Annotated in this window: 22 protein-coding genes; 8 read left to right on the forward strand and 14 right to left on the reverse strand. The window is 51.1% G+C overall.

What is annotated here, in order from left to right:
* Window positions 1–37: 37 nt before the first annotated feature.
* The 6 genes from KHQ09_RS00445 to KHQ09_RS00470 all read right to left on the reverse strand — a co-directional run bounded on the left by KHQ09_RS00445 (window position 38) and on the right by KHQ09_RS00470 (window position 6,711).
* Complete coding sequence (locus KHQ09_RS00445; protein WP_213600300.1) at window positions 38–1,537, reverse strand: serine hydrolase domain-containing protein; 1,500 nt, start codon at window positions 1,535–1,537, stop codon at window positions 38–40.
* A gap of 90 nt (window positions 1,538–1,627) precedes the next feature.
* Window positions 1,628–2,368: an ABC transporter ATP-binding protein gene (locus tag KHQ09_RS00450; RefSeq protein ID WP_022711999.1), complete on the reverse strand. Its 741-nt coding sequence runs from the start codon at window positions 2,366–2,368 to the stop codon at window positions 1,628–1,630.
* Window positions 2,368–3,195, reverse strand: a complete 828-nt coding sequence (locus KHQ09_RS00455; protein ID WP_116088315.1) for an ABC transporter ATP-binding protein — start codon at window positions 3,193–3,195, stop codon at window positions 2,368–2,370. The genes KHQ09_RS00450 and KHQ09_RS00455 overlap by 1 nt, the downstream gene beginning before the upstream one ends.
* Window positions 3,196–3,203: 8 nt before the next feature.
* The gene (gene nikC, locus KHQ09_RS00460) at window positions 3,204–4,106 is read right to left on the reverse strand and encodes a nickel transporter permease (protein ID WP_213600301.1); all 903 of its coding nucleotides are present in this window, start codon (window positions 4,104–4,106) and stop codon (window positions 3,204–3,206) included.
* Window positions 4,103–5,116: an ABC transporter permease gene (locus tag KHQ09_RS00465; protein ID WP_022711996.1), complete on the reverse strand. Its 1,014-nt coding sequence runs from the start codon at window positions 5,114–5,116 to the stop codon at window positions 4,103–4,105. Before KHQ09_RS00465 ends, nikC begins: the two co-directional genes overlap by 4 nt.
* The gene (locus KHQ09_RS00470) at window positions 5,113–6,711 is read right to left on the reverse strand and encodes an ABC transporter substrate-binding protein (protein ID WP_213600302.1); all 1,599 of its coding nucleotides are present in this window, start codon (window positions 6,709–6,711) and stop codon (window positions 5,113–5,115) included. The genes KHQ09_RS00465 and KHQ09_RS00470 overlap by 4 nt, the downstream gene beginning before the upstream one ends.
* Before the next feature lie 550 nt (window positions 6,712–7,261).
* Here KHQ09_RS00470 and KHQ09_RS00475 point away from each other — a divergent pair.
* Window positions 7,262–8,311, forward strand: a complete 1,050-nt coding sequence (locus KHQ09_RS00475) for a dipeptidase (protein ID WP_213600303.1) — start codon at window positions 7,262–7,264, stop codon at window positions 8,309–8,311.
* A 69-nt stretch (window positions 8,312–8,380) separates the two neighbouring features.
* Here the strand turns inward: KHQ09_RS00475 and KHQ09_RS00480 are convergent, their stop codons facing one another.
* Window positions 8,381–9,466, reverse strand: a complete 1,086-nt coding sequence (locus KHQ09_RS00480) for an acyltransferase family protein (RefSeq protein WP_238481534.1) — start codon at window positions 9,464–9,466, stop codon at window positions 8,381–8,383.
* Between the two features lie 426 nt (window positions 9,467–9,892).
* Between KHQ09_RS00480 and KHQ09_RS00485 the strand changes: the two genes are divergently transcribed.
* The 6 genes from KHQ09_RS00485 (at window position 9,893) to KHQ09_RS00510 (ending at window position 17,505) form a co-directional block, all read left to right on the forward strand.
* Window positions 9,893–11,323: an aldehyde dehydrogenase family protein gene (locus KHQ09_RS00485; protein ID WP_213600304.1), complete on the forward strand. Its 1,431-nt coding sequence runs from the start codon at window positions 9,893–9,895 to the stop codon at window positions 11,321–11,323.
* A 255-nt stretch (window positions 11,324–11,578) separates the two neighbouring features.
* Window positions 11,579–12,505 (forward strand): DMT family transporter, encoded by a 927-nt coding sequence (locus KHQ09_RS00490; protein WP_022711990.1) that lies wholly within the window; start codon window positions 11,579–11,581, stop codon window positions 12,503–12,505.
* Between the two features lie 576 nt (window positions 12,506–13,081).
* Entirely contained in the window at window positions 13,082–14,392 is a 1,311-nt protein-coding gene (gene ugpB, locus KHQ09_RS00495) for a sn-glycerol-3-phosphate ABC transporter substrate-binding protein UgpB (protein ID WP_213600305.1), read from the forward strand.
* A gap of 312 nt (window positions 14,393–14,704) precedes the next feature.
* Entirely contained in the window at window positions 14,705–15,586 is an 882-nt protein-coding gene (ugpA, locus tag KHQ09_RS00500) for a sn-glycerol-3-phosphate ABC transporter permease UgpA (RefSeq protein ID WP_028233882.1), read from the forward strand.
* Between the two features lie 9 nt (window positions 15,587–15,595).
* A complete protein-coding gene (gene ugpE / locus KHQ09_RS00505) occupies window positions 15,596–16,444 on the forward strand; it encodes a sn-glycerol-3-phosphate ABC transporter permease UgpE (protein WP_022711987.1) in 849 nt (282 codons plus the stop codon).
* Window positions 16,444–17,505 (forward strand): sn-glycerol-3-phosphate import ATP-binding protein UgpC, encoded by a 1,062-nt coding sequence (locus tag KHQ09_RS00510; protein WP_213600306.1) that lies wholly within the window; start codon window positions 16,444–16,446, stop codon window positions 17,503–17,505. Before ugpE ends, KHQ09_RS00510 begins: the two co-directional genes overlap by 1 nt.
* A gap of 257 nt (window positions 17,506–17,762) precedes the next feature.
* Here the strand turns inward: KHQ09_RS00510 and KHQ09_RS00515 are convergent, their stop codons facing one another.
* From KHQ09_RS00515 to KHQ09_RS00530, 4 genes are all read right to left on the reverse strand, one after another.
* Window positions 17,763–18,809 carry a polysaccharide deacetylase family protein gene (locus tag KHQ09_RS00515; protein WP_238481535.1) on the reverse strand — a complete coding sequence of 349 codons (1,047 nt, stop codon included), beginning with the start codon at window positions 18,807–18,809 and terminating at the stop codon, window positions 17,763–17,765.
* A 113-nt stretch (window positions 18,810–18,922) separates the two neighbouring features.
* Entirely contained in the window at window positions 18,923–19,435 is a 513-nt protein-coding gene (locus KHQ09_RS00520; RefSeq protein WP_213600308.1) for a hypothetical protein, read from the reverse strand.
* Window positions 19,436–19,558: 123 nt separating this feature from the next.
* Window positions 19,559–20,794, reverse strand: a complete 1,236-nt coding sequence (locus tag KHQ09_RS00525; protein WP_213600309.1) for a saccharopine dehydrogenase family protein — start codon at window positions 20,792–20,794, stop codon at window positions 19,559–19,561.
* 137 nt (window positions 20,795–20,931) lie between these two features.
* Entirely contained in the window at window positions 20,932–22,026 is a 1,095-nt protein-coding gene (locus KHQ09_RS00530) for a carboxynorspermidine decarboxylase (RefSeq protein WP_213600373.1), read from the reverse strand.
* Window positions 22,027–22,433: 407 nt separating this feature from the next.
* On the opposite strand from KHQ09_RS00530, the gene KHQ09_RS00535 reads away from it, so the two are divergent.
* Complete coding sequence (locus KHQ09_RS00535) at window positions 22,434–23,411, forward strand: MBL fold metallo-hydrolase (protein WP_213600310.1); 978 nt, start codon at window positions 22,434–22,436, stop codon at window positions 23,409–23,411.
* 78 nt (window positions 23,412–23,489) lie between these two features.
* Here KHQ09_RS00535 and KHQ09_RS00540 read toward each other — a convergent pair whose 3' ends face one another.
* The 3 genes from KHQ09_RS00540 to KHQ09_RS00550 all read right to left on the reverse strand — a co-directional run bounded on the left by KHQ09_RS00540 (window position 23,490) and on the right by KHQ09_RS00550 (window position 26,210).
* Entirely contained in the window at window positions 23,490–24,248 is a 759-nt protein-coding gene (locus tag KHQ09_RS00540; protein ID WP_022711980.1) for an iron ABC transporter ATP-binding protein, read from the reverse strand.
* Window positions 24,245–25,141 carry an iron chelate uptake ABC transporter family permease subunit gene (locus KHQ09_RS00545; protein WP_213600374.1) on the reverse strand — a complete coding sequence of 299 codons (897 nt, stop codon included), beginning with the start codon at window positions 25,139–25,141 and terminating at the stop codon, window positions 24,245–24,247. The genes KHQ09_RS00540 and KHQ09_RS00545 overlap by 4 nt, the downstream gene beginning before the upstream one ends.
* A 109-nt stretch (window positions 25,142–25,250) precedes the next feature.
* A complete protein-coding gene (locus KHQ09_RS00550; RefSeq protein ID WP_022711978.1) occupies window positions 25,251–26,210 on the reverse strand; it encodes an ABC transporter permease in 960 nt (319 codons plus the stop codon).
* Window positions 26,211–26,424: the final 214 nt, after the last annotated feature.

Here is a 26,424-nt window from a genome sequence, read left to right on the forward strand (position 1 = left end):
GATATCAGAGAACGGCAGTCACTTCAGTTACTGAAGATTAGCGGCTATATTCCAGCATACGGCTGCGGCTCAGCACCAGTTCAACGCGATTATCGCTCAGGCGATTGATGCAAACCCGTTTCACCCACGGGCCATCATGAAGCGTAAACAGATAACGGCCATTGCCGAGATCGGTGACCGGCATTGTCTGCAGCACAGGGCCAACACCCATAATTACCGTGCCGTTGACGATTTCAAACGCAGCGCCGTAAACCGACTTCCAACTGCCGTCGAGCTCATTACCCGCAGGCTTTGGCGTCACCGGATAAAGATAACGTGGCGCATGACCCAGTTCACCTTCCAGCACTTCACCTGTCCAGCGCAGCAGGATTGGCGAGGTAGCCGAGCGGGATGAGAACCAACCATTGCTTTCATCATAGAGCGCATCTTCATTGTCGATATAAGTGACGTTGCCGCCCTTCATCTCAACCCAGTGATGGCCGGATTCTGTCAGGTAAAAACCATCAGGGATCGTGCTGCCGGCCTGCGGTAACGAACGCCCTGCAAGCGCAGCCATTGCAGCCTGCGCCATCTTGCTGCCATTGGCGTCATCACGGTTAGCGACAACCACAAAACCGCACTGATACTCAGGGCAGATCAGCACATAGCACTTATAGCCCGGATGCGAACCGCCATGACCCACCAGTTTCAGACCATCAAGTTCAGAAACAACAAAACCGAGACCATAGGCAGACAAACGGCCATCAGCCATTTTGCGTGGTTCGCTGATCTTCTCAATCACACCGGAAAGCTGGCCTTTGCCGCACATCAGAGCCTGTGCCCAAGTCGCCAGAGCTGTACCGCTACCAGTGAGGCTGCCCGCAGCAGAAATATAAAGACCGGCTGAACTGAGCTGCCATTTTTTACCATCATGCCAGTAGCCTGGCACCAGACCATCCACCGGATCATTCCAGACATCCGGTGCTTTCAGCTGCACGCCCAGCAAAGGTACGATTTCATTTTGCAGGTAGTCATCAAAGCGCAGGCCAAGACGTTCCAGTGCAATTTCCACCAGACGATAGCCAGTATTGGAATAGGAGATCTGCGTACCGGCATCAAAATTGAGGCGTTCCATCGTCGCGTGGAAATCCATCAGCCGGTCATTATGGGTTTCCGTATAGATCGACAAGCCGAGCAAAGTCAGGCATTCACGCGTATCCGGCAAGCCGCCGCTCATATCCAGCGCCTGACCAACACTCACTTCGCTCAAAGGTTTTTTCAGCTCCGGCAGATGTTTGCCGAGCGGATCATCAAGGCTGATTTTATCTGCATGTTTCAAAACCATAGAAACAAAGACATGCTTGGTCACAGAAGCATAACGCACAACACTGTCAGCAGAAAACGGCTTATGGGTTGCCAGACTTTCCACACCGCTGGCAGTGCTAAAACGGATACCATCAGCATCAAAGCCGATAATCACGCCTCCCGGCTCATTGGCAGGCCATTGTGCAGTCAGTTTTTGTGCGGTTGTTAAGGCGGCGTCCCAGTTCATAGCCATGATCGCTTCTTCCCATGCCCCTGTTCATGCAGGTTTTAATTCAATATTGCATAAAGAACAGGCCGGAAAATCCGGCCTGTTACACTCTCATTATTTTGGTTCTTCAACCGTTACGCTCAACTCGCGTAGCTCTGTAGTATGCGGATGGGTCGTACGGCCTAAACGCAAATCTTCTGCTGTCAGCTGTTCCACCATCACACCGTTCTGCATCACGCCCACTTCCGGGCAGAGATGGGCAATAACTGCGAGGTTATGGCTCACCAGCACATAGGTCAGGTTGCGTTCTTCACGCAGATCTGACAACAGGTTGAGAATTTCCGCCTGAACGGAAACGTCCAGTGCCGAAGTCGGCTCATCGAGCAGCAATACCTGCGGATCTGCAATCAGAGCACGGGCAATTGCCACGCGCTGACGCTGACCACCGGACAACTGGTGCGGATAGCGGAAACGTGCCGTCTGCGGCAGGGCCACATCAGACAGAGCCTGCTTGATACGTCCTTCAACATTGTCGATCTTATGAACCAGCAACAGCTCGCTCAGAATACGGTCAATGGTCTGACGCGGATGCAGTGAACCGAACGGATCCTGAAACACCATCTGAACAGAACGGAAAAATTCCGGTGTCCGCTTCAGCGGCGCATCTTTGCCGTCAAAGGCAATACGACCGCTCCAGCTTTCATTCAGACCAGCCATCGCACGCAGGATCGTCGATTTACCCGAACCGCTCTCACCCACGATACCGAAGCTGCCGCCTTTTTCGACGTTAAAAGAAACGCCCTTAACGACCTGCTTGTCACCGAACTGAATTTTCAGATTATCAACTTCAATCATTATTTCAGCCACTCCGGATCACGGGTCATTACCGGCAGACGATCACGCGGATGCGTCAGCGACGGAATACAGTTCAGGAGACCCTTGGTATAAGGATGCTGAGCATTATTGAGTTCTGATGCTTTCAGCTCTTCCATCACCTGTCCCATATACATAACCATAACGCGGTCACAGAAATGAGAAACAAGCGGAAGATCGTGGCTGATGAGGATCAGCCCCATGCCGCGGCTGTCAACGAGATCATCGATCAGACGCAGAATTTCAGCCTGCACGGTTGCGTCAAGCGCCGAAGTCGGCTCATCGGCAATCAGCAGTTCCGGATCCGGTGCCAGCATCATAGCGATCATGACACGCTGCCCCATACCGCCCGATACTTCGTGCGGATAGGTATGTGCCACTTCACGCGGATTGCGGATTTTCACCTGATCCAGCAGATCAATCGCCGCTTCCAGAGCTTGTTTTTTGCTGCCGCCTTTGTGTGTGCGCCAGGCTTCCGCCACCTGCACACCAATGGTCTTTACCGGATTCAGCGAGTATTTCGGATCCTGCAGAATGAAACCAACGCGCTTACCGCGGATCTGACGCATCTGTTTTTCAGATGCGGTCAGCAGATCCTGTCCGTCAAAGCTGAGTTTGTCAGCTTTGACTTCCGCAATATTCGGCAGGAGTTTCATCAGAGCGCGGGCAGTCAGAGACTTGCCCGAGCCGCTTTCACCCACAATACCCAGCTTTTCACGGCCAAGCTGCAGAGAGAGACCGCGCACCGCCTCAAAACGGGTGGTGCGGGTTTCAAATGCGATTCTCAGATTTTGAATATCTACCAGCATTTTATCCCTCAATTCTGCTTCGGATCGAGGACGTCACGCAGACCGTCGCCGAGGAAGTTGAACGCGAGTGAAACGAGGAAGATCGCAATACCCGGAATTGTAGCAACCCACCACTGCTCAAAAATGAAGCGTTTGGCTGTTGCAATCATCGCACCCCATTCCGGTGACGGCGGCTGAGCACCCATACCGAGGAAGCCGAGGCTTGCAGCGGTCAGAATGATCGAGCTCATATCCAGCGTAATACGTACAATCAGGCTCGGCACGCACAGAGGTGCGATATGACGGGCGATAATACGTGCAGGGCTGGCACCGGTCAGGCGGTAGGCTGCGATATAATCGGTGTTACGGATGGTCATGGTTTCCGCACGGGCCAGACGCGCATAAGGCGGCCAGGCTGTGAGTGCAATCGCCAGAATCGCGCTTTCAACGCCCGGTTTCAGCGCGGCTACGAAAGCCAGAGCCAGAATAAGACGCGGAAAAGCGAGGAACACATCGGTTACGCGCATCAGGACTGTATCGACGATACCGCCGAAATAACCTGCCACGCAGCCGATAATCAGACCAAGCGGTGCAACCAGAATAACAACGGCAATAACCATGCCAAGCGTTACACGGCCACCATAAAGGATACGCGAGAAAATATCGCGTCCCAGCTCGTCCGTACCGAACCAATGCTGAGCAGAAGGTGCCGCAAGACGATTGCCGAGATTTTGAATGCTCGGATCATGCGGTGCCAGCCATGGCGCAAAAATGGCGATGAAAACAAAGACCGTAATGATGAACAGGCCGATCATCGCCAGCGGATTTGACTTCAGATTGAGCCAGATACGGTAGCGCCGACCCCAGAGAGCCTGCGACGGCGAGGACGGAGTTTCGTCCAGCGCCCAGTTATGAAAATTGGAAAAAATCATCTGACGCGTGGATCCAGTACCTTGTAGAGAATGTCAGCGAGCAGATTGAGCCCGACATAGATAACACCAATCAGAAGAGTGGCGCCGACGACAGGGTTCATGTCTGCATTCATCAGCGAAACAGTCAGATACTGACCAAGACCAGGCCAGCTGAACACGGTTTCGGTTACAACAGCACCTTCAAGCAGACCGGCATAGGTCAGTGCAAGAACGGTCACCAGCTGTACGGCTACAGTCGGGAAAGCATGTTTCCAGATAACTGCTGTGCCGGACAGGCCCTTGGCGCGGGCTGTAACAACAAACTCACCTTTGAGTGCATCCAGCATGAATGCACGGGTCATACGGGTGATATAGGCCATGCTGAAATAAGCGAGAATGATAACCGGCTGGGCCATATGCGCGAGCGCATCCCAGAAAGCATCCATATCGCCGTCGATCAGCGTATCAATGGTCAGAATACCAGTGACATGCGGGATCATGTCCTGAAAAATAATATCCTGACGGCCGGGTCCCGGAGCAATACCGAGCGCGGCATAGAAAACCAAAAGCGAAATCAGCGCCAGCACAAATGTCGGCACGGAGTGACCGGCCAGACAAATAACGCGGATCGTCTGATCCGTCAGAGTGCCCTGACGCACCGCTGCCCAGACACCCAGAGGAATACCGATCAAAGCAGCGAGGAGGAGCGCTGCGGTGGCCAGTTCAAGGGTTGCCGGAAAATAGCGGGCAATATCCGTTGTAACAGGGTTGCGGGTCAGAATGGAATTGCCGAGATCACCCTGCAAAACCTGACCGATATAATGGAAGAACTGCACGACGAGCGGCTGATCCAGCCCCATCTCCGCGCGCACACGCTGAATAACAGCCTCCGGCGCATTATCGCCGACGGCTGCAATCACAGGATCAACCGGCATAACGCGGCCGATCATGAAAGTGACAATAGCAAGTCCGAACAGCGTGATTAACACGCTGCTCAGAGTACCAGTCAGAGTTTTCAGTCTCTTATTCAAGCTTTCGCAATCCCTGCGTAAGAGTGGGTATCGGACAGAACGCCGAGACGCATGCCGGTAACATCTTTACGGCAGGCAGCAGTCATTACAGTCTGCAGCATGACAACAAACGGGCTGTTGTTCATGAATTCGCGCTGCAGGTCTTCGTAAAGCTTAACGCGGGTTGCCGGATCTTTTTCATCGCGGGCAGCTAGCGATTTCTTTGCGAAATCTGCGTTCTGGTAGTTTGAGCGCCATGCGAAAGGCTTGCTCTTTGCATCATCCGACAGGTCGGTCACGTTGCAGAATACGTCCGCATTGGTATTCGGATCGAAATAGTCCGAACCCCATGAAGTCAGGGCGATTTCATGTTCACGGGCACGCATTTTGGTGAGAACCTGACGGTTTTCAGCAGCACGCAGTTCCAGCTTGATGCCGATTTCTGCGAGGTTTGCCTGAATCGCCTGAGCGATATCCGGCCAAGGCTGAGCGGAATAGTGATCCATGCTGATGGAGAAACCATCAGTGAGACCTGCTTCAGCCATCAGAGCTTTTGCCTTCGCAGTGTCTTTCTGGAATGGTGTGTCGTTAACAGCACCCGGGAAACCTTCAGGAATAATGGTCTGATGGATCTGGTGGGTCAAAGGCACGATATTTTCCTGAATGCCCTTATAGTCAATCGCCCATTTGATTGCTTCCCAAACCTTAGGATTGGTCAGCTTTTCAACTTTCTGGTTGAGCGACATCAGGCCGATACCGGCAATACCCTTACGCACGAGCGTGAAGTTTTCGTCGTTCTGGATCACGCGCAGCTGCTCGGAAGTCAGGTTACGGGCGATATCCACGTCACCTTTCTGGAGCATCAGCAGCTGGGATGAAGGGTCAGCAACGTGACGCAGAACGATACGCTTCACATTGCCTTTATAGGCGCCGTGCGGGTTCAGGTTCAGCATAACGCTTTCGCTTGGCTTCCATGCAGCCAGTGTCCATTCAGCGGAACCGGCGCTGTTTTTGCGCAGCCATTCGTTACCGAGATCGTCACCGGATGCATTTTCCATCACCAGCTTCTTCTCAACAACGCTACCGACGCTGGAGGACAGGCAATAGAGCAGGAAGGACAGGGAAGTCGGGGTTTCGAGAGAAATGGTCAGCGTACCGGCATCGGTCGCGACAACAGCTTTCTCAACATTCTCAGGGGTCAGACCGAACTGGCCGATGATGAATGCAGGACCTTTGTTCATCTTGATCGCGCGGTGCAGCGAGAACGCAGCATCTTCAGCGGTGATCGGATTGCCGGTCGCAAATTTTGCTTCAGGGTTGATTTTGAAAGTATAAACCTTACCTTCAGCATCAGCTTCCCATGAAGTGGCTACGCCGCCTTCAATCTTTTCAGGATTTTCAAAGCTCGGATGCACAAGACGCTGATACATGTTGTTGCAGATTTCGCTGCCGACAGCTTCAAAGCTCTCATGCGGATCGAGCGATGTCATGTTGTCCAGCTGCATGGCCACAACCAGAATGTCCTGACGACCGGCAGCGATCGCAGGCAGCATGCCGGCATATGACAGGAACGGAACAGCAGCAGCGCCCGCCAAAAAATTACGTCTTGAAATCACGGTGATTTCCTCTTCCCTATCCGTAAACGCAAGAAACCGGCCGGGTTGCCCCTGCCAGTGGTTAAGTTTTCTAACAGCTTTGAAAATGAGTTATCTTCGCGGGAGATCGTCCACCGGACCGATTTTTGCCCGTTCCGATCCACCCGAAACTGCATCAAAACAATGTGTATAAGAAAACCGTCTAATGTCCGGTTCAGTTATCATGAAGCCCAATAACGCGGCCAATGCAGATTTTGCCAGTGGCTATGCATGGTTTGCATGCAAAATCTTGTTCAAAACTTCGTTATTTTCTAATTTAAATTAATATGCAGAAGAGGACTATCCCCTGCAAGAAAAGGCATTTGCAATTTGGTGCCAAAATGGTCAGTCTCGCAAATCACGCGACGACTTGTATTTCCGCGATGAAAAACCGCAGAATCGCAGGTGCCTCCCTGAAATCTCAGAGGAATAGCGTTGCTAACGAGATGCAATAACAGGATTTAATCCGCTAAATGTTTCTGTTTGCGACATATTTTATGTCGCCAGCCAGAAAAGTAAGGTTCCCTTTCCCATGTCCAGTTCTTCAACGGCAGACAATTTCACCCCTGTCTTTGATGGCCATAATGACGTTTTGCTGCGTCTGTGGTCATCAAGCGAAGCCAATCCGGTCGACCGCTTTATTGATGGCGAAAAGGCAGGTCATATTGATCTTCCGCGCGCTAAAAAGGGCGGCCTCGCAGGCGGTCTCTGCGCAATTTATGTGCCGTCACCTTCGATGGAAAAAGACGCAAACGGCGATTATCCGACGCCGGAACACGGCAGCGCCTTAAGAATCACCCTTGGCATGGCTGCGCTTCTGGCGAAGATTGAAGCTAAATCTGCAGGCGGTCTGAAAATCTGCCGCAACGCCGGTGATATCCGCACCGCGATGGCCAATGGCGCATTTGCGTCAGTGCTGCATATTGAAGGCGCGGAAGCCATCAGCGCTGATCTGGATGAACTTTATGTGCTGCATCAGGCAGGCCTGCGCACTTTGGGTCCGGTCTGGAGCCGTCCGAATATTTTCGCTTACGGCGTCCCGTTCCGCTTCCCGAGCACACCGGATATCGGTCCTGGTCTCAGCGATGCAGGTAAAGCCCTGATCCGCGCCTGTAACGAGCTGAAGATCATGGTTGACCTGTCGCATATGAACGACAAGGGCTTCTGGGATATTGCAGCGATCTCCGATGCACCGCTTGTTGCCAGCCATTCCAACGTACACACATTGTGCACCCACAGCCGCAATGTGACCGAAAAACAGATGGACGCCATCAAGGAAACCGGCGGCTTGATGGGCATCAATTTCGGCGTGTCCTTCCTGCGTGCAGACGGTCAGAAAATCACTGCTACGCCGCTCAGCGAAATGGTACGCCACATTGATTACATCATCAATCGTATCGGCGTTGACCATGTGGCTCTCGGCTCCGACTTTGACGGCACGACCATTCCGGATGCTCTGGGCAGCGCAGCTGACCTGCAGCTGCTGATCGCAGAACTGCGCAAAGCCGGTTACGATCAGGAAACCATCGACAAGATCGCCTATAAAAACTGGATCCGCGTCCTCGAAAAAACCTGGGCGTAAGGTTGCTGCATTTGGTGCCGCAGAATTGAAAAAGGCCTCCGCTATACAGCGGAGGCCTTTTTCGTGATGTTAAGACGGCTGAGGCACCGGATATTGTTGCTTCACTTTTTTACGTCCCAAACGCATAAACGGTTTCTCGATAATCAGATAAGAAATCTTCGCGCCGATAAGACTTGCGATAATAATTCCAACCACCGCCAGCGGAAATGCCCAGCCACCCAAACCAAGCCGGTTGAAGACCGCCCAGCCCGCACCGACGACAAACATATGTGTCAGATAGAGCGAATAGGAACTGTCGCCAATTTGTACAAACAGATTACGCGGCGATAAAGTTTTGACCCAGCGATCCGTACAAAGCGCCGTAACAACAAGCAGTACGGACGCGGTCAGATAAGCAAGATTTTCGATAAACAGCGGCAGCACCGTCAGATCAACACTGAACAGCAAACCAATGCTGAGCGCCACGAAAAACAGCAATACCGGCAGGGAATTGACGGAAAAATCGCTCCAGAAACCGCGGCGCTGCATTTCAGCAAGCCACATACCGGCAAGAAACGGCATCAGATTAAAGTTAAGATAAAAAGCTGTGACACTGCTGTTTCGCTCAACAAAAAACGCACCTGCAATCAGCACGCCGAGTGCCAGACTCATAAAGACAGTGCGCCGCAAACTGCTCTCACACCACCAGAACAAAATAAAGATGAGATAGAAAAACATCTCATAATTGAGTGACCAACCCGGCTTCAGCAAAGGGCGCCAGTCATCAACAGTCCCCGGCACCAGCTCCGGAATAAAAGCGAGCGAACTAAACAAATAATATGGCGTAAAGCTTGTCGACTTGAACAAGCTCGGCAAATAAACCGCGCAGAGCGCAAGAAATACTGTGCAGAGCCAGTAAAGCGGCACGATGCGTATAATGCGCCGCCACAAAAAACCTGCCGGCGCAAAATCACGCGGATGAATATAATTGATAATAAATCCGCTAATCACAAAGAAAATTGAAACACCGAAAGCACCCAAAACGCCCAGTATCGGCGGCGGCTCAGCCATCGGATGCTGTAATGTGTGCCCGATAACGACCAGCAATGCCGCCAGGCCGCGCAAGATTTGCACAGAGTTGAATTTCTCACTCTGAATAACAGTGTTTGTCTGCATTTGCCTCACCCGATCACATGTATCAAATGCACGCACAGTCCGTTGCAGCGCATTTATTGTTTTTGTTCCGGCAAGGCTCCAAGCAAAAACACATTCAATATACATTATTAAAATATAATTTTATAATTAAGTAAATTAATTAAATACAATCTTTAAATTGCCAAAACTATATTTCTATAATTATTCAATTTATCAATAGTCAATAGCACAATATATACTTTAAATATCAATAATAAGTATTATTACTTAATGATAATACACAAATACAGAGCATAAATATCAGAAATTATTGCACTGCACCGATCTTTAAGAGCGGAAAATTTCATCATCCCATGCCGTTTATGCAGTTGTAATCACTGGGTTTAGGTCTAAACTGCGCGCAAAATTTCTAAAAAACCGCATAAACAGCATGACAGGATGGGAACTATGGATCACGCGCTCAAATTTTATATCAACGGTGAATGGGTTGATCCGGCAATAAGCCCAATTACAACACTGGATGTCATCAATCCTGCAACCGAGCAGCCTTTTACCAAAATCGCAATGGGCACCGCTGCCGATGTCGACAAGGCAGTAGCCGCCGCCAAAGCCGCTTTTGAGAGCTTCTCCGTCACCAGTAAAGAAGAGCGCCTCGCTCTGCTCAAGCGCATTCTCGAAATCTTCATTCGTCGTTCGGATGAAATCGGCGCCGCAATCTCGCAAGAAATGGGTGCGCCGTTAGCTATGGCTAAGGCTGCACAGGCCGGTTCCGGCACTGCCCATCTGATGGAAGCAATTAAAGCCGCTGAAGTTTTTGAATATGCCTATATGCAGGGCACAACCCGTGTTGTACATGAGCCGATCGGCGTGGTGGCAATGATTACGCCATGGAACTGGCCGATCAACCAGATTGCCGCAAAAGTTGCACCAGCCATTGCTACCGGCTGCACAATGGTGCTGAAGCCTTCAGAAATTGCGCCGGTCAGCGCAATTTTGTTCGCAGAAATCATGCATGAGGCCGGCGTGCCGAAAGGCGTGTTCAACCTCGTCCATGGTGACGGCCCGACTGTCGGCGTCGCACTTTCCGGCCATAAAGATGTGGACATGGTGTCCTTTACCGGCTCCACCCGCGCCGGTGTCAGCGTTGCACAGACCGCAGCACCGACCGTAAAACGTGTACATCAGGAACTCGGCGGCAAGTCCCCGAATATTATCCTGCGCAGTGCCGATCTGGATAAGGCCGTGCGTACCGGCGTAACCCGTTGCTTTGGCAATAGCGGTCAGTCCTGCAATGCGCCGACCCGTATGCTGGTACCGCAGGAAGCTATGGATGATGCGATTGCAATCGCCCGTGATGCAGCAGAAAAATTCCGCACCGGCGATCCGAATTCCGCAAATACCGATCTCGGTCCGGTTGTCAGTCAGTTGCAATTCGACAAGATTCAGGATCTGATTCAGGCCGGTATTGATGAAGGTGCGGAACTGGTAACCGGCGGCACCGGTCGCCCTGCGGAACTCAATGCCGGTTATTATGTGCGCCCGACCATCTTTGCCCGTGTCGGCCATGATATGCGCATTTCCCGCGAGGAAATTTTTGGCCCTGTTCTGTCGATGATCGGCTATGATGATCTTGATGAAGCGGTCGAAATGGCCAATGATACAGTCTACGGCCTTGCTTCCTACATTCAGGGCGATCTGAAAGAAGCGCAGGCCTTGTCCAAACGTCTGCGCACCGGCAATGTCTATATTAATGCTGCGCCATGGGACGGCGCAGCACCTTTCGGCGGCTACAAACAGTCGGGCAATGGTCGCGAATACGGCGTCTTCGGCCTGCGTGAATTTGTCGAAATCAAAGGTATCGTCGGCTTTGAAGAATAAGCACCGGCCATAGAGAGATAAGAAATAGCGCGTCCGTCAAAAGACGCGCTGTTTTATATAATTGTTTTGATATATATCACATAGAGACTGACTATCTGCCGAAGCGCGCAACTGAGAGATACTCTCTCCGATGACAAAGCATGTCGCAGGCAGCGGATCACTCACAATACGGCCAGCATATCCTGTCAGCAGATGCCTGCACTTATGCTGCATTCTCACATATAAGGCTGCTTCATAAGAAGCGGCAGGTTAAACATGAACAAGTCACCCTCCGAAGCCGCGCCAATAAACGCAACCGGCCTGCTGCAAAGCACGCCTGAGACACAGAGAAAAGCGATTATCGCGCTTTTGCTCGGCGGGTTGCTCATCAGCTGTTCGCCTATTCTGGTGCGCTTTGCCGAAACCGGCCCGATTGTCACGGCATTCTGGCGGCTGGCGCTGGCGATTATCCCGATGCTGATCCTGAATAACCGGATGAAGCATGGCGTGGATCAGGTCAAACCGGCTTCTCTTGGTGATCTGGCAATCCTTGCCGTTCCGGGCATTCTGATCGGGCTGGAACTGGTGGTCTGGCATATTTCGCTGACCATGACATCCGTTGCCAATTCGACGTTGATTGTGAACCTGTCCCCGATTTTTGTGGCGCTTGGCGGCTGGCTGTTCCTGAAACAGAAAATCAGCCGGATTTTTATCAGCGGTCTTGTTATCGCTATTTTTGGTGTGCTGATCCTCAAAGGCGGCCCTGACCTTTCCGGTCATAGCAGCCTCAAAGGCGATGCCGTGGCTCTGGGCGCTGCCATTCTTTATGCCGCCTATATTCTGATGCTCGGCTTCACACGCCGCCGTTTTTCCACCTCGACGATCATGCTCTGCACAACAATCAGTGCAACTCTGACTATTCTGCCGCTCGCATTGATTTTTGAAACGCAATATTTCCCGCTGACCTTGTTTGGCTGGGTTGTTGTCTGCGCACTGGCATGGATGACACAAGCCGCCGGACAAAGCCTGATTACATTTGCCATAGCATGGCTGCCGGTTGCGTTTTCTTCGCTCACACTTTTGATCCAGCCTGTTGTGGCAGCAATTCTGGCATGGATCCTGCTGTCAGAACCATTGAGCATCTGGCAGATTTGTGGCGGCCTCATCGTCATCGCCGGTATCATGCAGGCAAGGCGCGGCTGACCACGTGTCGGCACGTTTATATGCATAGACATATCAAAGCACCCTGCAAAAACTGTGGCTGAAATACACAGGCGCAATTATTTTACGTTTTGGTCAAAAAAACTGTGAACATGACCTTGAACTTATTTAACGCTTGCTCCATATGAAGGTCACTTGCTGGCGCGCTTCCTCCCATTTCGCGCTGCAAGTGTTCCCCTCGAAGGCATCTAAATGTCTTCTTAAATTCAGCCGGGCTTTTTAGTCCGGCTTTTTTTCTGCCTGAATTGTGGATTTTCCATCTATAAGCTGCAAAGAATCACCCTGCCCGCAGCATTTTCCTGAAATCACGAACTTTATGGCACGTAATTTTATTATCGCTTGTTTTGTGACAAACTCTTCGCCAAAATGTGTCTGCGCATAGAATTATGCGTGAATAGCTTTCGTAATTGTGCTTTTCTCTTTCGTATTAAATGTTATATGCGCTAAAACGAAAGAGCTTAATGGCAACCACGGAACTCTCGGCTGAACGGCGTACACATAACACCGGCTCAGCGATATTCCGTTTCATTGATCTTCAGGGACCTTCAGGGAGAAGTCATGTCCAAACGTCTGATGACTGTTTCAGTAGCGGCATTAACAATGTCCGTTGCATTCGCATCCAACGCATTTGCGGTTACCGAACTGCAATGGTGGCACGGTATGGCCGGCTCCAACAACGAAGTTGTTGAACAGCTCTCCAAGGAATTCAATGAAAGCCAGAGCGAATTCAAAATCGTTCCTGTTTATAAAGGCACCTATCCTGAAACTCTGAATGCGGGTATCGCTGCATTCCGTGCCAAGCAGGCACCGGCGATTTTGCAGGTTTTTGATGCTGGCAGCGGCGTGATGATGGGTGCTGAAGGCGCAGTTATGCCGGTTGCCGAAGTACTGGAAAAAGGCGGCTTTACATTTGATAAAGCCAAATACCTTGCCGGTATTACCGCTTATTATTCAAAAGCAGACGGCACTATGCTGTCCTTCCCGTATAATTCGTCTTCGCCGATCCTCTATTACAACAAAGACGCGTTCAAAAAGGCCGGTCTTGATCCTGAAGTTGCGCCAAAAACATGGCCTGAAGTGTTTGAAGCAGCACGCAAGATCAAATCCAGCGGCGCAGCAGCCTGCGGTTATACATCTACATGGCTGACATGGATCCAGACAGAAAACTTCGCCGCATGGAACAATGTTCCTTACGGCACCAATGAAAACGGCCTTGCCGGTCTGGACGTAAAACTGGAAATCAATGCACCTCTGTTCGAGCAGCATTTCCAGGGTTTGGCTGATCTCGCCAAAGACGGCGCGTTCCGTTACGGCGGCCGCACATCGGAAGCCAAGCAGCTCTTCACATCCGGTGAATGCGCGATGCTGACAGAATCCTCCGGTGGTCTGGGCGATGTGGTTAAATCCGGCATGAATTACGGTATCGGCCAGCTGCCTTATTATGAAGGTGAAGGTCGTCCGCAGAACACTATTCCGGGCGGCGCAAGCCTCTGGGTTTTCGGTGGCAAGAGCGATGAAGAATATAAGGGTATTGCCCAGTTCTTCAACTTCCTGTCCCAGACCAAGATTCAGGCTCGTCTGCATCAGGTGTCCGGCTATCTGCCTGTAACACTGGAAGCTTATGAAGAAACCAAGAAATCCGGTTTCTACGACAAGAATCCAGGTCGTGAAACACCGATCCTGCAGATGATGGGCAAAGAGCCGACTGCTAATTCCAAGGGCGTACGTCTCGTAAACCTGCCGCAGGTACGTGATATTCTCAATGAAGAATATGAAGCGATGCTGGCCGGTAAACAGGATGCAAAAACTGCGCTGAAAAACGCCGTTGAGCGTGGCAATGCAGCCATTGCTGAAGCTGTAAACCGCTAATAATCTTAACCGCGCATCCTGCAAAGGGTGCGCGGTTTTCTTCACTCTGCATATAAACCCATCTTCAGGATTGCGTTGAGGATTGGCTTATATGTCAGGGCACATTCCGGAAAAGTCTTACCGCCTCCGGAAGCGTGTAAAAACGATCAGGCAGAGTATTTCATGATTTCCGCGCAGGACGGAAATGCTCTGAACTGACAGCACAGTCTCTGCCTGCCGTGCGCATCAGAAATTGTGTAACATTTCAAAAATCTTGCTGTGCCCCTTCAGCACCTTTTCGGTGTGTGGCGCTGCAATTTGAAGGAGATCTTTGTGCAGCGTGTTGTTTTTCCCAACAAGGTGCTACCCTATTTATTAGTTGCGCCGCAGCTCATACTCACATTCGTGTTCTTTTTCTGGCCGGCCAGTCAGGCTATTTATCAGTCGATGATGCGTGAAGATCCGTTTGGTCTGCGCAGCGCTTTTGTCGGTTTGAAAAATTTTCAGGCCTTGTTCGCCGACCCGAATTATCTGCATTCTTTCCAGATTACGATCTTCTTCAGTATTGCGACTGCTTTGCTGTCGATGGCTGTTGCCCTGTTTCTGGCAACTGCTGCGGAAAAAGTCGTGCGCAGTAAAAATCTGTACCGCACTTTGCTGATCTGGCCTTATGCTGTGGCACCAGCCATTGCCGGTATTTTGTGGCTGTTCATGTTTTCGCCCGCGATGGGAACACTGGCCTATCTGCTGCGCAATGCCGGTTTTGACTGGGATCCGCTGCTGAAAGGCGATCAGGCGATGGCACTGGTTATCTTTGCCGCCTCGTGGAAACAGATCAGCTATAATTTCCTGTTCTTCGTTGCCGGTCTTCAGGCGATCCCGAAATCCCTGCTGGAAGCAGCGGCCATTGACGGCGCACGCGGTGTCAAGCGGTTTTGGTCGATCACCTTCCCGCTTCTGGCTCCCACCACATTCTTCCTGCTGGTTGTGAATACTGTTTATGCGTTCTTCGACACATTCGGTATCATCCATGCGGTTACCGGCGGCGGCCCTGCCAAGTCCACTGAAACTCTGGTCTACAAAGTGTATAATGACGGTTTCGTCAATCTGAACCTCGGCTCCTCTGCAGCACAGTCCGTGGTGCTGATGGTGATCGTTATTGCCCTTACGGCGTTCCAGTTCCGCTTTGTTGAAAAGCGCGTGCATTATTCCTGAGGTCAGACAATGATTGAACGTAATCCCGTTACTATCGCAATCAGCCATCTGGCGCTGATTATCGGCATCATCATTGTTGCCTTCCCGATCTATTATACATTTGTGGCTTCAACCATGACGTCGGCGGAAATCCTCCGCCCTCCGATCCCGCTCTGGCCGGGTGACCACTTTATTGAAAACTACCGTGATGCAATGACCGGCGGTGTTGAACGCACCGTAGGTGTGAGCCTTGAACGTCTGCTGTTCAACTCCACTGTCGTGGCGCTGGCGATTGCCATCGGCAAGATCATCATCTCTTTCACCTCTGCTTTTGCGATTGTATTTTTCAACTTCCGCTTCCGCATGGTGTTCTTCTGGATGATCTTCATCACTTTGATGCTGCCGGTGGAAGTGCGTATTCTGCCGACCTATAAAGTGATCGTGGATCTCGGGCTAATCGATACTTATGCCGGTCTGACATTGCCATTAATGGCTTCAGCAACGGCGACATTCCTGTTCCGCCAGTTCTTCCTGACTATTCCGGGAGAGCTTGTGGAAGCAGCCCGCATCGATAATGCCGGACCGTGGCGCTTTATGAAAGACATTCTGCTGCCGCTGTCCAAAACCAATATTGCAGCACTTTTTGTTATTTTGTTCATTTTCGGATGGACACAATATCTCTGGCCTCTGCTGGTCACCAATGATGCAAAGATGAACACAATCATCATCGCATTGCGCAAAATGGTGGACTTCGCCGATGCCGCAACACCATGGCATTTTGTGATGGTGACAACGATCCTTGCGATCATCCCTCCGATCATCGTCGTGGTTCTGATGCAGCGATGGTTCGTCAAAGGTCTTGTTGAAACGGAAAAATAATGGCCCGCATTTCTCTTCAAAATGTAAAAAAAGTCTATGGCGGTCATGTCGAGACCATTAAAGGCATCTCGCTGGAAATCGCCGATGGTGAACTGGTTGTTCTGGTCGGCCCGTCCGGCTGCGGCAAATCCACTTTGCTGCGCATGATTGCCGGTCTGGAAAGCATTACCTCCGGTACTGTTTCGATCGCCGACCGCGTGGTCAATGAGCTGGAACCGGCAGAACGCGATATTGCGATGGTGTTCCAGAATTATGCGCTCTACCCGCATATGACTGTGCGCCAGAATCTGGCCTATGGTCTGAAGAACCGCAACACGCCAAAGGCCGAGATTGAACAGCGCATTACCAAAGCCGCCAAGGCGTTGGAAATTGAACAGTTTCTGGAGCGCAAACCACGTCAGCTTTCCGGTGGTCAGCGCCAGCGCGTTGCTATGGGTCGTGCGATTGTACGTGAACCTGCTGCGTTCCTGTTTGACGAGCCGCTCTCCAATCTGGATGCCAAGCTGCGCGTGCATATGCGTGTGGAAATCAAGCGTCTGCAGCGCTCCCTCGGCGTGACAAGCGTTTACGTAACCCATGACCAGATGGAAGCCATGACACTGGCCGATCGTCTGGTGGTGCTCAATGCCGGTCATATTGAGCAGGTCGGCACACCGATCGAGCTTTATGAAAAGCCTGCGACAACCTTTGTTGCAACTTTCATCGGTTCGCCGTCGATGAACCTGCTGTCCTGCAAAGATGCTTCCGGCAAAGATGCACCATGGATGCAGCAGCTCAGCTCGGTTGTACCGGCCGGCACCGCAACTATCGGCGTGCGTCCGGAAGGCTTTATGCTTGGCACAGAAAATGCGGCCTTCACCACGGATGTGACTGTTGATGCCGTCGAACTCGTCGGTGCGGAAAGCTATGTCCATGCCCGTCTTGCAGATGACACAGCCATCATTTTCAGCGTTGCCGGACGCAGCACGATTGCAAATGGTGAAGTGCTGAAAGTCAGCGCAGCAAAATCTGCCCTCCATTGCTTCGACAAGGATGGCAACCGCATTGAACTGACCGTTTGATGTTATGAAATTGGTGATCCCGAAAGCAATTTCGGGATTATTGTCGCCGATGCCTGCGCTTGCTGGCAATCGGCGACACCATGATAATCATGCCCCCGTATGAACTCTCATGGCTACCCTGTTCGGGAATCCCAAGAAGTTTGCAATCAGATTGCTGCTTCTTTGTAAGAAGCTTAACTTTTTAATGCGCCATAATTAAATTTATAATTTTGATAGAGCACATCATAAATATTCATAATGCGGCTATCTCTAAATTATCATGTGTTTATAAAGGGAATGCCGGAAATAAGCGCCCTCACATAGCGCTTTTTCTGAAAATAGCCGTTTAATGATACGCGCGGAAATGATTGCGGATGCTGCAAACAAGCTGCATTCAGCATCGCGGGTTGCGTTGTCACAGCCACTGCAAAGTCCGACTCACGCGCCGCAGCAAAAGTATTTTCACTCACCGCGGTCTTCCACCCATATGGATAGGAAAATGATTGCGGAGCCGCACCCAGCTCATCTTTCAGCCATTGTGCGGATGTTTCGATCTCATATTTCATACGCTGACGATCAACGCGACTGAGATTAATATGGCTCACCGTATGCGCACCAAAATGCACCAAACCGTTGTCACGTTGTTGCAAGGCGTGCAATTCCGACACGTCCATCGTCAGATCACGCGTGAGGCGTAACGGATCAATGCCACTCTGCACAGCAAGATCCGCAATATGGCTCACCGCTTCATCTTCATCATGATTGTCGACATAACAGGCGAAGCGGGTAAAAGCCTTTGTCTTCTCCCATCGCGTTTTTAACGACAAGGTTTTGGCGCCTGCACCGAAATCAAATGTCAGTGTGTCTTTGTCACGCAGAATTCGTTCAATAACTTCCCACCACAGAATGTTCTTACGCTCTGCAAAGCCCGACGTAATGTAAATTGTATAGGGAATATTATAGCGCCTGAATATCGGGGCTGCGTAATCAGCATTGTTCCGGTAGCCGTCATCCAGCGTAAAACAGACATAGCGCTTATTTTCAGGATTATTCGCCAGCAGCTCCGGCAAATCATGCACATGAACAGGGATCATCCCTGCCTGCAAAACTTCCTGTATCACCTGCTCCAGAAATTGCGGCGTGACCGAAAGAATTGCATTGGGAGAGAAATGCTGCGCGGCGTTTTCCGGCCGCACATGATGCAGCGTAAAAATCAAACCATTTTGAGCAGCAGACGGCAGGATTTTACCCAGATGCAGCGCGGAGATCGCATCCAGCCCTGCACGGATAACGGAGTATTTCAGCAGACGTTTTGCTTCATGCAATCCGTATATCATCCTGTCTGTAACCAGCCGAAAATATTCAAAAAAAAGCTGCGATATTATAAGCGCATATCGCAGCTTTAAATCTTGTATATTTTACAAGCGGTAAGACGGAGTTAACGGCAGGCTCCGTTGCGCATATTTTCATAACCGGCATTGCGCGCGACACAGGCATTCGGGAATGTCTGGCTGCGGCCGCGGCTGGTGGCACAAACCGGCGCATATTCGCGTGTGCAGGCGGTTTGCGGGCGGTTATTACCACCCCAGTTTCCGCCATTATTGCCGCCCCAACTGCCTGACGGGCGCCCCGGCCTCATAGCTCCGCCGGGACGATCAGGATGTTGCTGCCACTGCGGCGGACGGGATTGGGACGGCCTGCATTCGCCATTGCTGATAATGCGATAGCCCTCGGCGCGTGCCTGACAGCTATTGCCCAATGTACGGGTTTTTCCGTTACGCACGCCGCAGACCGGTGCATATTCCATCGTGCATATTTGCGGACGATCCGGCCGGACTGGCGGGCGCTGCGGCCTGCCCTCATCAACTGAAACACTACAGGCGGAAAGCACCATCAATGCTGCCAGCGGCGCGCACAGATGTTTTAAATGCGATAAAACAGAATAACCCATCACTGTGCCTCATTTTTAACCGGACAGAACTGCCGCAATACTATCGCTCTCATAATAAAGCGCAATAAAAAAGCTCAGAGACTTGCGCCCCTGAGCTTAATTTAATTCCGGAACAGATCAAAATCAGAAAATCTGACGTTCGCCCTGCTCGTCACGGATCCAGGTAGTCAGACCGATTTTGCTCATCTGAGCGAGGAACGGACGCGGATCAAGTTCTTCAACATTGACCATTGTCTTGGCATCCCACTCACCGCTCGCAACCAGCATTGCGGCAGCTACCGGCGGAACACCGGCAGTATAAGAAATGCCCTGCGAACCAACTTCATTATAGGCATCCTTATGGTCTGCCACATTATAAATGAAGACTTCACGGTCTTTACCGTCTTTGCTGCCTTTAACCAGATCACCGATACAGGTCTTGCCGGTATAATCCGGTGCCAGTGATGACGGATCAGGCAGCACAGCCTTGACCACTTTCAGCGGAATAACTTCCAGACCTTCAGCAGTTTTAACCGGCTGTTCGGACAACAGGCCGAGATTGTTCAGCACGGTGAAGACATTGATGTAATGATCGCCGAACCCCATCCAGAAGCGCACATCCGCGCCCTCGATATTGCGTGCCAGTGAATGCACTTCATCATGGCCGGTCATATAGGCCTTCTGCTTGCCGACGACAGGAAGATCATATTCCTTGCCGACTTCAAACATCTTATTGACCTGCCATTCACCCTTCTGCCACGAATAAACGCGGCCGGTGAATTCGCGGAAATTGATTTCCGGATCGAAATTGGTGGAGAACCAACGACCATGGGAACCCGCATTGATATCAATGATGTCAATATCGGTGATCTTGTCGAAATATTCGTCTTTGGCCAGACGCGCATAAGCATTCACCACACCCGGATCGAAACCGATACCGAGAATAGCAGTGATGCCTTTTTCAGCGCAGAGCTCACGGCGCTTCCACTCATAGTTTGCATACCACGGCGGGGTCTCACAAATCTTATTCGGTTCTTCATGGATCGCAGTATCCATGTAAGCCACGCCGGTTTCGATACAGGCCTGCAGCACCGACATATTGATGAAAGGCGAACCGACATTAATCACGATCTGTGAATTTGTCTTGGTAATCAGTGCCTTCGTGGCTTCAATATCCAAAGCATCCAGTGCATGGGCTTCCAATACGCCCTCAACCTTCATACTTTTCTTTTCACGAACGCTTGCGACCATATCATCGCATTTTGATTTCGTTCGCGAAGCAATGTGAATATCACCCAGTACATCGTTGTTCTGCGCACATTTATGCACCACAACCTGCGCCACGCCTCCGGCACCAATAATCAGGACATTTTTTTTCATTTCACGCGGTACGCTCCATAGTAGCCTTTTCGGCATAATCACGAATTTTTCTGATAATGATTATGCACTAATCAATGATACGCCCTGTACAGATTGCTCCGCACAAAGCGCATCGGTTGCATTTTATAGTATCTGCCTCAGGAAAGGGCAGCAGCAAAGTCGTCAAAGGTAAACTCTTTGACAAGCTCTTCAGTTCCGTCGAGCTGACGGACAACGATGGATGGCATTTTAACGCCGTTAAACCAGTTCTTCTTGACCATTGTATAACCGGCCGCATCCTGAATGGAGAGACGGTCACCGATCTGTAGCGGTTTTTCAAAACGGAACTCACCGAAAATATCACCGGCAAGGCAGGACTTACCGCAGATCATGATTTCATGATCGCCTTTATTCGGCTCCAGTTTGGCGGTCTGACGATAGATCAGCAGATCGAGCATATGAGCTTCAATCGAGCTGTCGACAATCGCAAGATTTTTGCCGTTAAACAACGTATCGAGCACGGTCACTTCCAGAGTGGCGGATTTGGTAATCGCAGCTTCACCCGGTTCCAGATAGACCTGCACACCATATTTCTCGGAGAAAGCTTTCAGGCGTGCGCAGAACTGATCCAGCGGATAGTTTTCGCCGGTAAAGTGAATACCGCCGCCGAGGCTGACCCATTTCACGCGGGAAATCAGATGGCCGAAACGCTCTTCAATAATGCCGAGCATCTCATCAAAACGCTCAAACTTATCGTTCTCACAATTGTTGTGGAACATGAAGCCCGAGACTTTATCCATCACGGTTTCGATCTTCGCAGCATCCCATTCGCCAAGACGGCTGAACGGACGCGCCGGATCGGCCAGTGAGAAATCGGAAGTGGAAACCTGCGGATTCACACGCAGACCACGAATGTGGTTTCGGGATACGTCTTCAAAACAGGTCAGCTGACCAATGGAATTGAAGATGATCTTGTCGCTGTTCGCGAGCACATCCTCAATTTCATCATCCGCATAGGCAACACTGTAAGCATGTGTTTCGCCGGCAAATTTCTCTTTGCCAAGGCGCACTTCATAGAGCGAAGACGATGTTGTACCGTCCATATATTCACTCATCAGATCAAACACGGACCATGTGGCAAAACATTTCAGTGCCAGCAGCGATTTCGCGCCGGACTGTTCACGCACATATTTAATCTTTTCCAGATTTGGCAGAAGTTTGGTCTTATCAATGAGGTAATACGGGGTCTTGATCGTCAATTCGTTTGTCCGGTCCGTTACTGTTACGTGTTTTGGCGGGGAAATTTATCCTGTTAACAGGAGACCGCGCGGCAAGACTGCCGGACTGCGGTAGCTTTCTTTACTGCATAATCTTCAAAATCGAAACTGATTTTATAAATTTATACAGATCGCAATATAAAAAACCTCCGTCCGCCTTTGCTTTGGGTGTCAGATTATATCTGCCTTTATATAGGGGCTTAATATGACGGTTTAAATAAGGGCTGATAAAGCTTTGCCGTAATCGCATTTTGTGCCCGCAAATATGCAACCATTATCGGAAAATAATAAAAATCTGCCTCTGCGGTTGGCAGCCCCGCAATCCTGGCAGATAATGCAGCATTCTTTCGACCCGATCAAAACCAATGATATGAGGTAATCGAATGTCCCTTACCCGCAGAAATATCTTTAGCCTCGCCACGGCTGCAACACTCACCGGCCTTGCTGCGCCGCAGATTTTAACCCGTGCGGCCTTTGCTGATGTACCGCTTTCCGGTGTCACATCACCCGGTTTTCACCGTTTCATGCTCGGTGATTTTCAGATCACAGTCTTACTGGATGGCCTGCGCGCCGGCGAAGCCCCGCAAAAAACCTATGCCATCAATCAGCCGGAAGAAGCGGTTGCAGACTTGTTGAAGGCCAATCTTCTGCCTGCTGATCGTTTCGTCAACGGATTTACACCGACACTGGTCAATACCGGCTCAGAACTGTTCCTGTTTGATACCGGCATGGGTGCCGCTGCCCGCGAAAACGGACAGGGAAAATTACCGGCAATGATCGAAGCGGCCGGTTACAAACCAGAGCAGGTTAGTATTGTCGTCCTCACCCATTTTCACCCTGATCATATTGGCGGGTTGATGGAAAACGGCGCTCCCGCCTTTGCCAATGCGCGCTATGTGACAGGTCAGGCAGAATATGATTTCTGGACCAGTCCTGACCGTGCAGGCACACCAGCCGAAGGCGTGCAGAAAATTGTTCTCGCCAATGTCAAACCGCTGGCGGATAAAACCAGTTTTCTTAAAGACGGGGATGCTGTTGTTTCCGGTATTACGGCACTGGCTGCTTTCGGCCATACACCCGGCCATATGGCTTTCCGCGTTGAATCCGGCGGTAAGCAGATCATCCTGATTGCTGACACAGCCAATCATTTCGTCATCACATTGCAAAGACCGGAATGGCATGTGGTTTTTGATGCCGACAAAGAAATGGCGGCTGCAACCCGCAAGCGCATCTTTGATATGATTGCTTCGGAACACCTGCCATTTATCGGTTATCATATGCCGTTTCCGGCTATCGGCTATTTGCAGGCGATGGATCAGGGATACAGGTATATTCCTGAGAGCTATCAGCTCGATTTATAACAAAACCGGAGCTATCAGCTCGATTTATAGGGGCCTGCAGCAAAATAAATCACGCTGTTTTTCATCAACAGCGTGATTTTACATGAAATAGGTAGCGATGCGCTTGCCTTCGACATCCTGCACTTTGAACACCGTGCCATAGATGGATTCCAGCACCACAGGACAAACGATTTCTTCCGGCGTACCCTGACAGAAGAGCTTGCCGTGCTGCATTGCAACAATATGGTCGGAATAGCAGGATGCGAAATTAATATCATGCAGCACAACGACAACCGTCTTGCCCAGATCATCCGCCGCTTTGCGCAAGAGTTTCATCATCTCGACAGAATGTTTCATGTCGAGATTATTCAACGGCTCGTCAAACAGCGTATAATCCGTGTCCTGACACAGCACCATCGCCACATAAGCGCGCTGACGCTGACCACCGGACAACTCATCAAGAAAACGATCAGCCAGATCATTCAGGTTCAGATATTGGATAGAACGCGCTACAAATTGCGCATCTTCCGCCGTTGGCCTGCCTTTGCTGTAAGGATAGCGGCCGAATGTCACCAGATCGCGCACGGTGAGACGCGCTGTCATGTGATTTTCCTGCCGCAGGATCGACAAACGCTTGGCCAGCACATCACCGGCAGTGCGCGCAACATCCATATTGTCAACCAGAACCTGCCCCTGATCAGCCGGAATAAGGCGACTTATCATCGACAGCAGCGTGGATTTACCCGCGCCATTGGGGCCGATAATTGATGTGATACCGCCGGATGGCAATGTCAGGGAGACATCATTCACCACCAGAGTTTCGCCATAGGTTTTACTGACGGCTTTGACCTCGATCATCGGGCAACTCCTCGTACCAGCATCAGAATAAAGAACAGACCACCGACAAATTCAATCACAATGCCTAATGCGGTATTGAAAGCGAAAACGCGCTCGAGAATGAGCTGCCCGCCGACAAGGGCAATCACAGCCAGCAAGACAGCAGCAGGTATTGTGTAGCGGTGACGGGTAACCGGCATCATCATATAAGCCAGATTGGCCACCAGCAGTCCGAAGAAAGTGACGGGCCCCACTAAGGCAGTGGACACCGAAACCAGCACCGCCACCATCATCAGAATGATCATTGTTGTGCGCTTGTAATTAATACCCAAGCCGATGGCTGTCTCGCGCCCCAGTGACAGAATGTCGAACCGGTGACCAATGCGCCATGCCACGACAGACACCAACCCGACAACAAGGGATGAGAGGCCGAGCAGCTGACTGTCAATCGTGTTGAATGATGCAAACAACCGGTCCTGCAACACCACAAAATCATTCGGATCGATAATCCGTTGCATAAAGCCGGTGCCGGAACGGAAGAACACACCGAAAATAATCCCTACCAGCATCAAAAGATGCAGCGAGCGCCCCTCACCGGCAAACAGCCAGCGATAGAGCAGACCGGAAAAGCCCATCATCAAAGCGATTTCAACCAGAAACATCAGCTTCGGATTGGCCATTGAAACCGCATGAGCACCCAGCGAGAACACCAGCACCGTCTGCAACAGCGCATAAAGCGCGTCAAAGCCCATGATGGAAGGTGTGAGAATCCGGTTATTAGTAATGGTCTGAAACAAAACCGTCGACAAAGCGATGGAATAGGCCACCAAAATCATCGCGGCCAGCTTGGTACCGCGAAACGGCAATACAAAACTCCAGCTGCCTTTTGCGCCAATGGTCATGAAAGCCGCCATCGCAATCAGCGCCAATGCGCCAAGCAAGATCAGCCGTTTCACAGCGCTTCTGCGATTGGCCGGATTTTCAACCGGCAATGTGCCTTCACTGCGCACCGGATAGATTGTTTCATGCACCACGGGCGGACTTCCTTAAAACGAGATACAGGAAGAAGGCACTGCCCAGCACACCAAGAATTGTACCGACAGGAATTTCATAAGGCGCGTTAATCGTGCGGCCGATCATATCGCAGATCAGCACCAGCCCTGCACCAAGCAGCGCAATCCACGGCAGCGAGCGGCGCATACTGTCGCCCATCACCATGCTCACTACATTGGGCACAATCAGACCGAGAAATGGCACAATACCAACGGTCGTCACCACGCAGGCCGTGACCATAGAGACAATGGTCAGCCCCAAAGTCATCACACGGCGGTAATTCAGACCGAGATTGGTGGTAAATGCCTCGCCCATACCGGCGACAGTAAAACGGTCAGCGGCAATATAGGCGGCAATGGTCAGGCCGAAAGACAGCCATAACAGCTCATAACGCCCGCGCAGCACGGCAGAAAAATCACCCGTCGTCCACGCACCCATGGATTGCAGCAGATCAAAACGATAAGCAAAAAATGTGGTGATTGCCGAGATCACACCGCCGAGCATGATGCCGACAAGCGGTACAATCACCGGCGAGCGCAGCGGAATTTGCCGCAAAATCAGCATGAACAGCGCAGTGCCTGCGAGTGCAAAACTGGTTGCAACCAGCATTTTGCCAAAGACCGGCAGACCGGGTGCAAGGATCATCACGGTGAGAATACCGAGTGAGGCAGAATCCACCGTACCGGCCGTTGACGGTTCTACAAAGCGATTACGCGCCAGAATTTGCATGATTGTACCGGAGACGGCCATACCCGCACCGGCAAGGATCAGCGCAAGCGTGCGCGGAATGCGGGTCTCCACCAGAACGAATTGCGCACGCCGTGCGGTTTCATCGCCAAACAGGCTTTGTAAAGACACATCGCTCACCCCGATAAACAAACTTATCAGGGCAAGAAGAACCAGCAGGCATGTTGCAGCGATCAGTTTCACAAGGCGGCAACCGTTCTAGGCGCATCCCAAAAACGGAACAGGATGCACAGACACACAACAAGCTATTCCGCAGCCAGAGAGGCTCTGACAATTGCGGTCAGCGGCGGGCATAATACAGGACAAACAAAAGGCAGCAGTGACAATGCATTGCCGCCTTTTTTGATATCCTTGCAGACAATCCGGATGCTTTAACCTGAAAGAACCGGCGGGGTAA

Origin of the sequence: Pseudochrobactrum algeriensis, from assembly GCF_018436245.1 — a bacterium.
In the GTDB taxonomy this organism is placed as follows: domain Bacteria; phylum Pseudomonadota; class Alphaproteobacteria; order Rhizobiales; family Rhizobiaceae; genus Pseudochrobactrum; species Pseudochrobactrum saccharolyticum.

Excerpts from the sequence above, each read along its gene's own strand:
- KHQ09_RS00445 (WP_213600300.1), bottom strand. The coding sequence starts at position 1,537 with ATGGCTATGAACTGGGACGCCGCCTTAACAACCGCACAAAAACTGACT.
- KHQ09_RS00450 (WP_022711999.1), bottom strand. The coding sequence starts at position 2,368 with ATGATTGAAGTTGATAATCTGAAAATTCAGTTCGGTGACAAGCAGGTC.
- KHQ09_RS00455 (WP_116088315.1), bottom strand. The coding sequence starts at position 3,195 with ATGCTGGTAGATATTCAAAATCTGAGAATCGCATTTGAAACCCGCACC.
- nikC (WP_213600301.1), bottom strand. The coding sequence starts at position 4,106 with ATGATTTTTTCCAATTTTCATAACTGGGCGCTGGACGAAACTCCGTCC.
- KHQ09_RS00475 (WP_213600303.1), top strand. The coding sequence starts at position 7,262 with ATGTCCAGTTCTTCAACGGCAGACAATTTCACCCCTGTCTTTGATGGC.
- KHQ09_RS00480 (WP_238481534.1), bottom strand. The coding sequence starts at position 9,466 with ATGCAGACAAACACTGTTATTCAGAGTGAGAAATTCAACTCTGTGCAA.
- KHQ09_RS00485 (WP_213600304.1), top strand. The coding sequence starts at position 9,893 with ATGGATCACGCGCTCAAATTTTATATCAACGGTGAATGGGTTGATCCG.
- KHQ09_RS00490 (WP_022711990.1), top strand. The coding sequence starts at position 11,579 with ATGAACAAGTCACCCTCCGAAGCCGCGCCAATAAACGCAACCGGCCTG.
- ugpB (WP_213600305.1), top strand. The coding sequence starts at position 13,082 with ATGTCCAAACGTCTGATGACTGTTTCAGTAGCGGCATTAACAATGTCC.
- ugpE (WP_022711987.1), top strand. The coding sequence starts at position 15,596 with ATGATTGAACGTAATCCCGTTACTATCGCAATCAGCCATCTGGCGCTG.
- KHQ09_RS00510 (WP_213600306.1), top strand. The coding sequence starts at position 16,444 with ATGGCCCGCATTTCTCTTCAAAATGTAAAAAAAGTCTATGGCGGTCAT.
- KHQ09_RS00520 (WP_213600308.1), bottom strand. The coding sequence starts at position 19,435 with ATGGGTTATTCTGTTTTATCGCATTTAAAACATCTGTGCGCGCCGCTG.
- KHQ09_RS00525 (WP_213600309.1), bottom strand. The coding sequence starts at position 20,794 with ATGAAAAAAAATGTCCTGATTATTGGTGCCGGAGGCGTGGCGCAGGTT.
- KHQ09_RS00535 (WP_213600310.1), top strand. The coding sequence starts at position 22,434 with ATGTCCCTTACCCGCAGAAATATCTTTAGCCTCGCCACGGCTGCAACA.
- KHQ09_RS00540 (WP_022711980.1), bottom strand. The coding sequence starts at position 24,248 with ATGATCGAGGTCAAAGCCGTCAGTAAAACCTATGGCGAAACTCTGGTG.
- KHQ09_RS00545 (WP_213600374.1), bottom strand. The coding sequence starts at position 25,141 with ATGGCGGCTTTCATGACCATTGGCGCAAAAGGCAGCTGGAGTTTTGTA.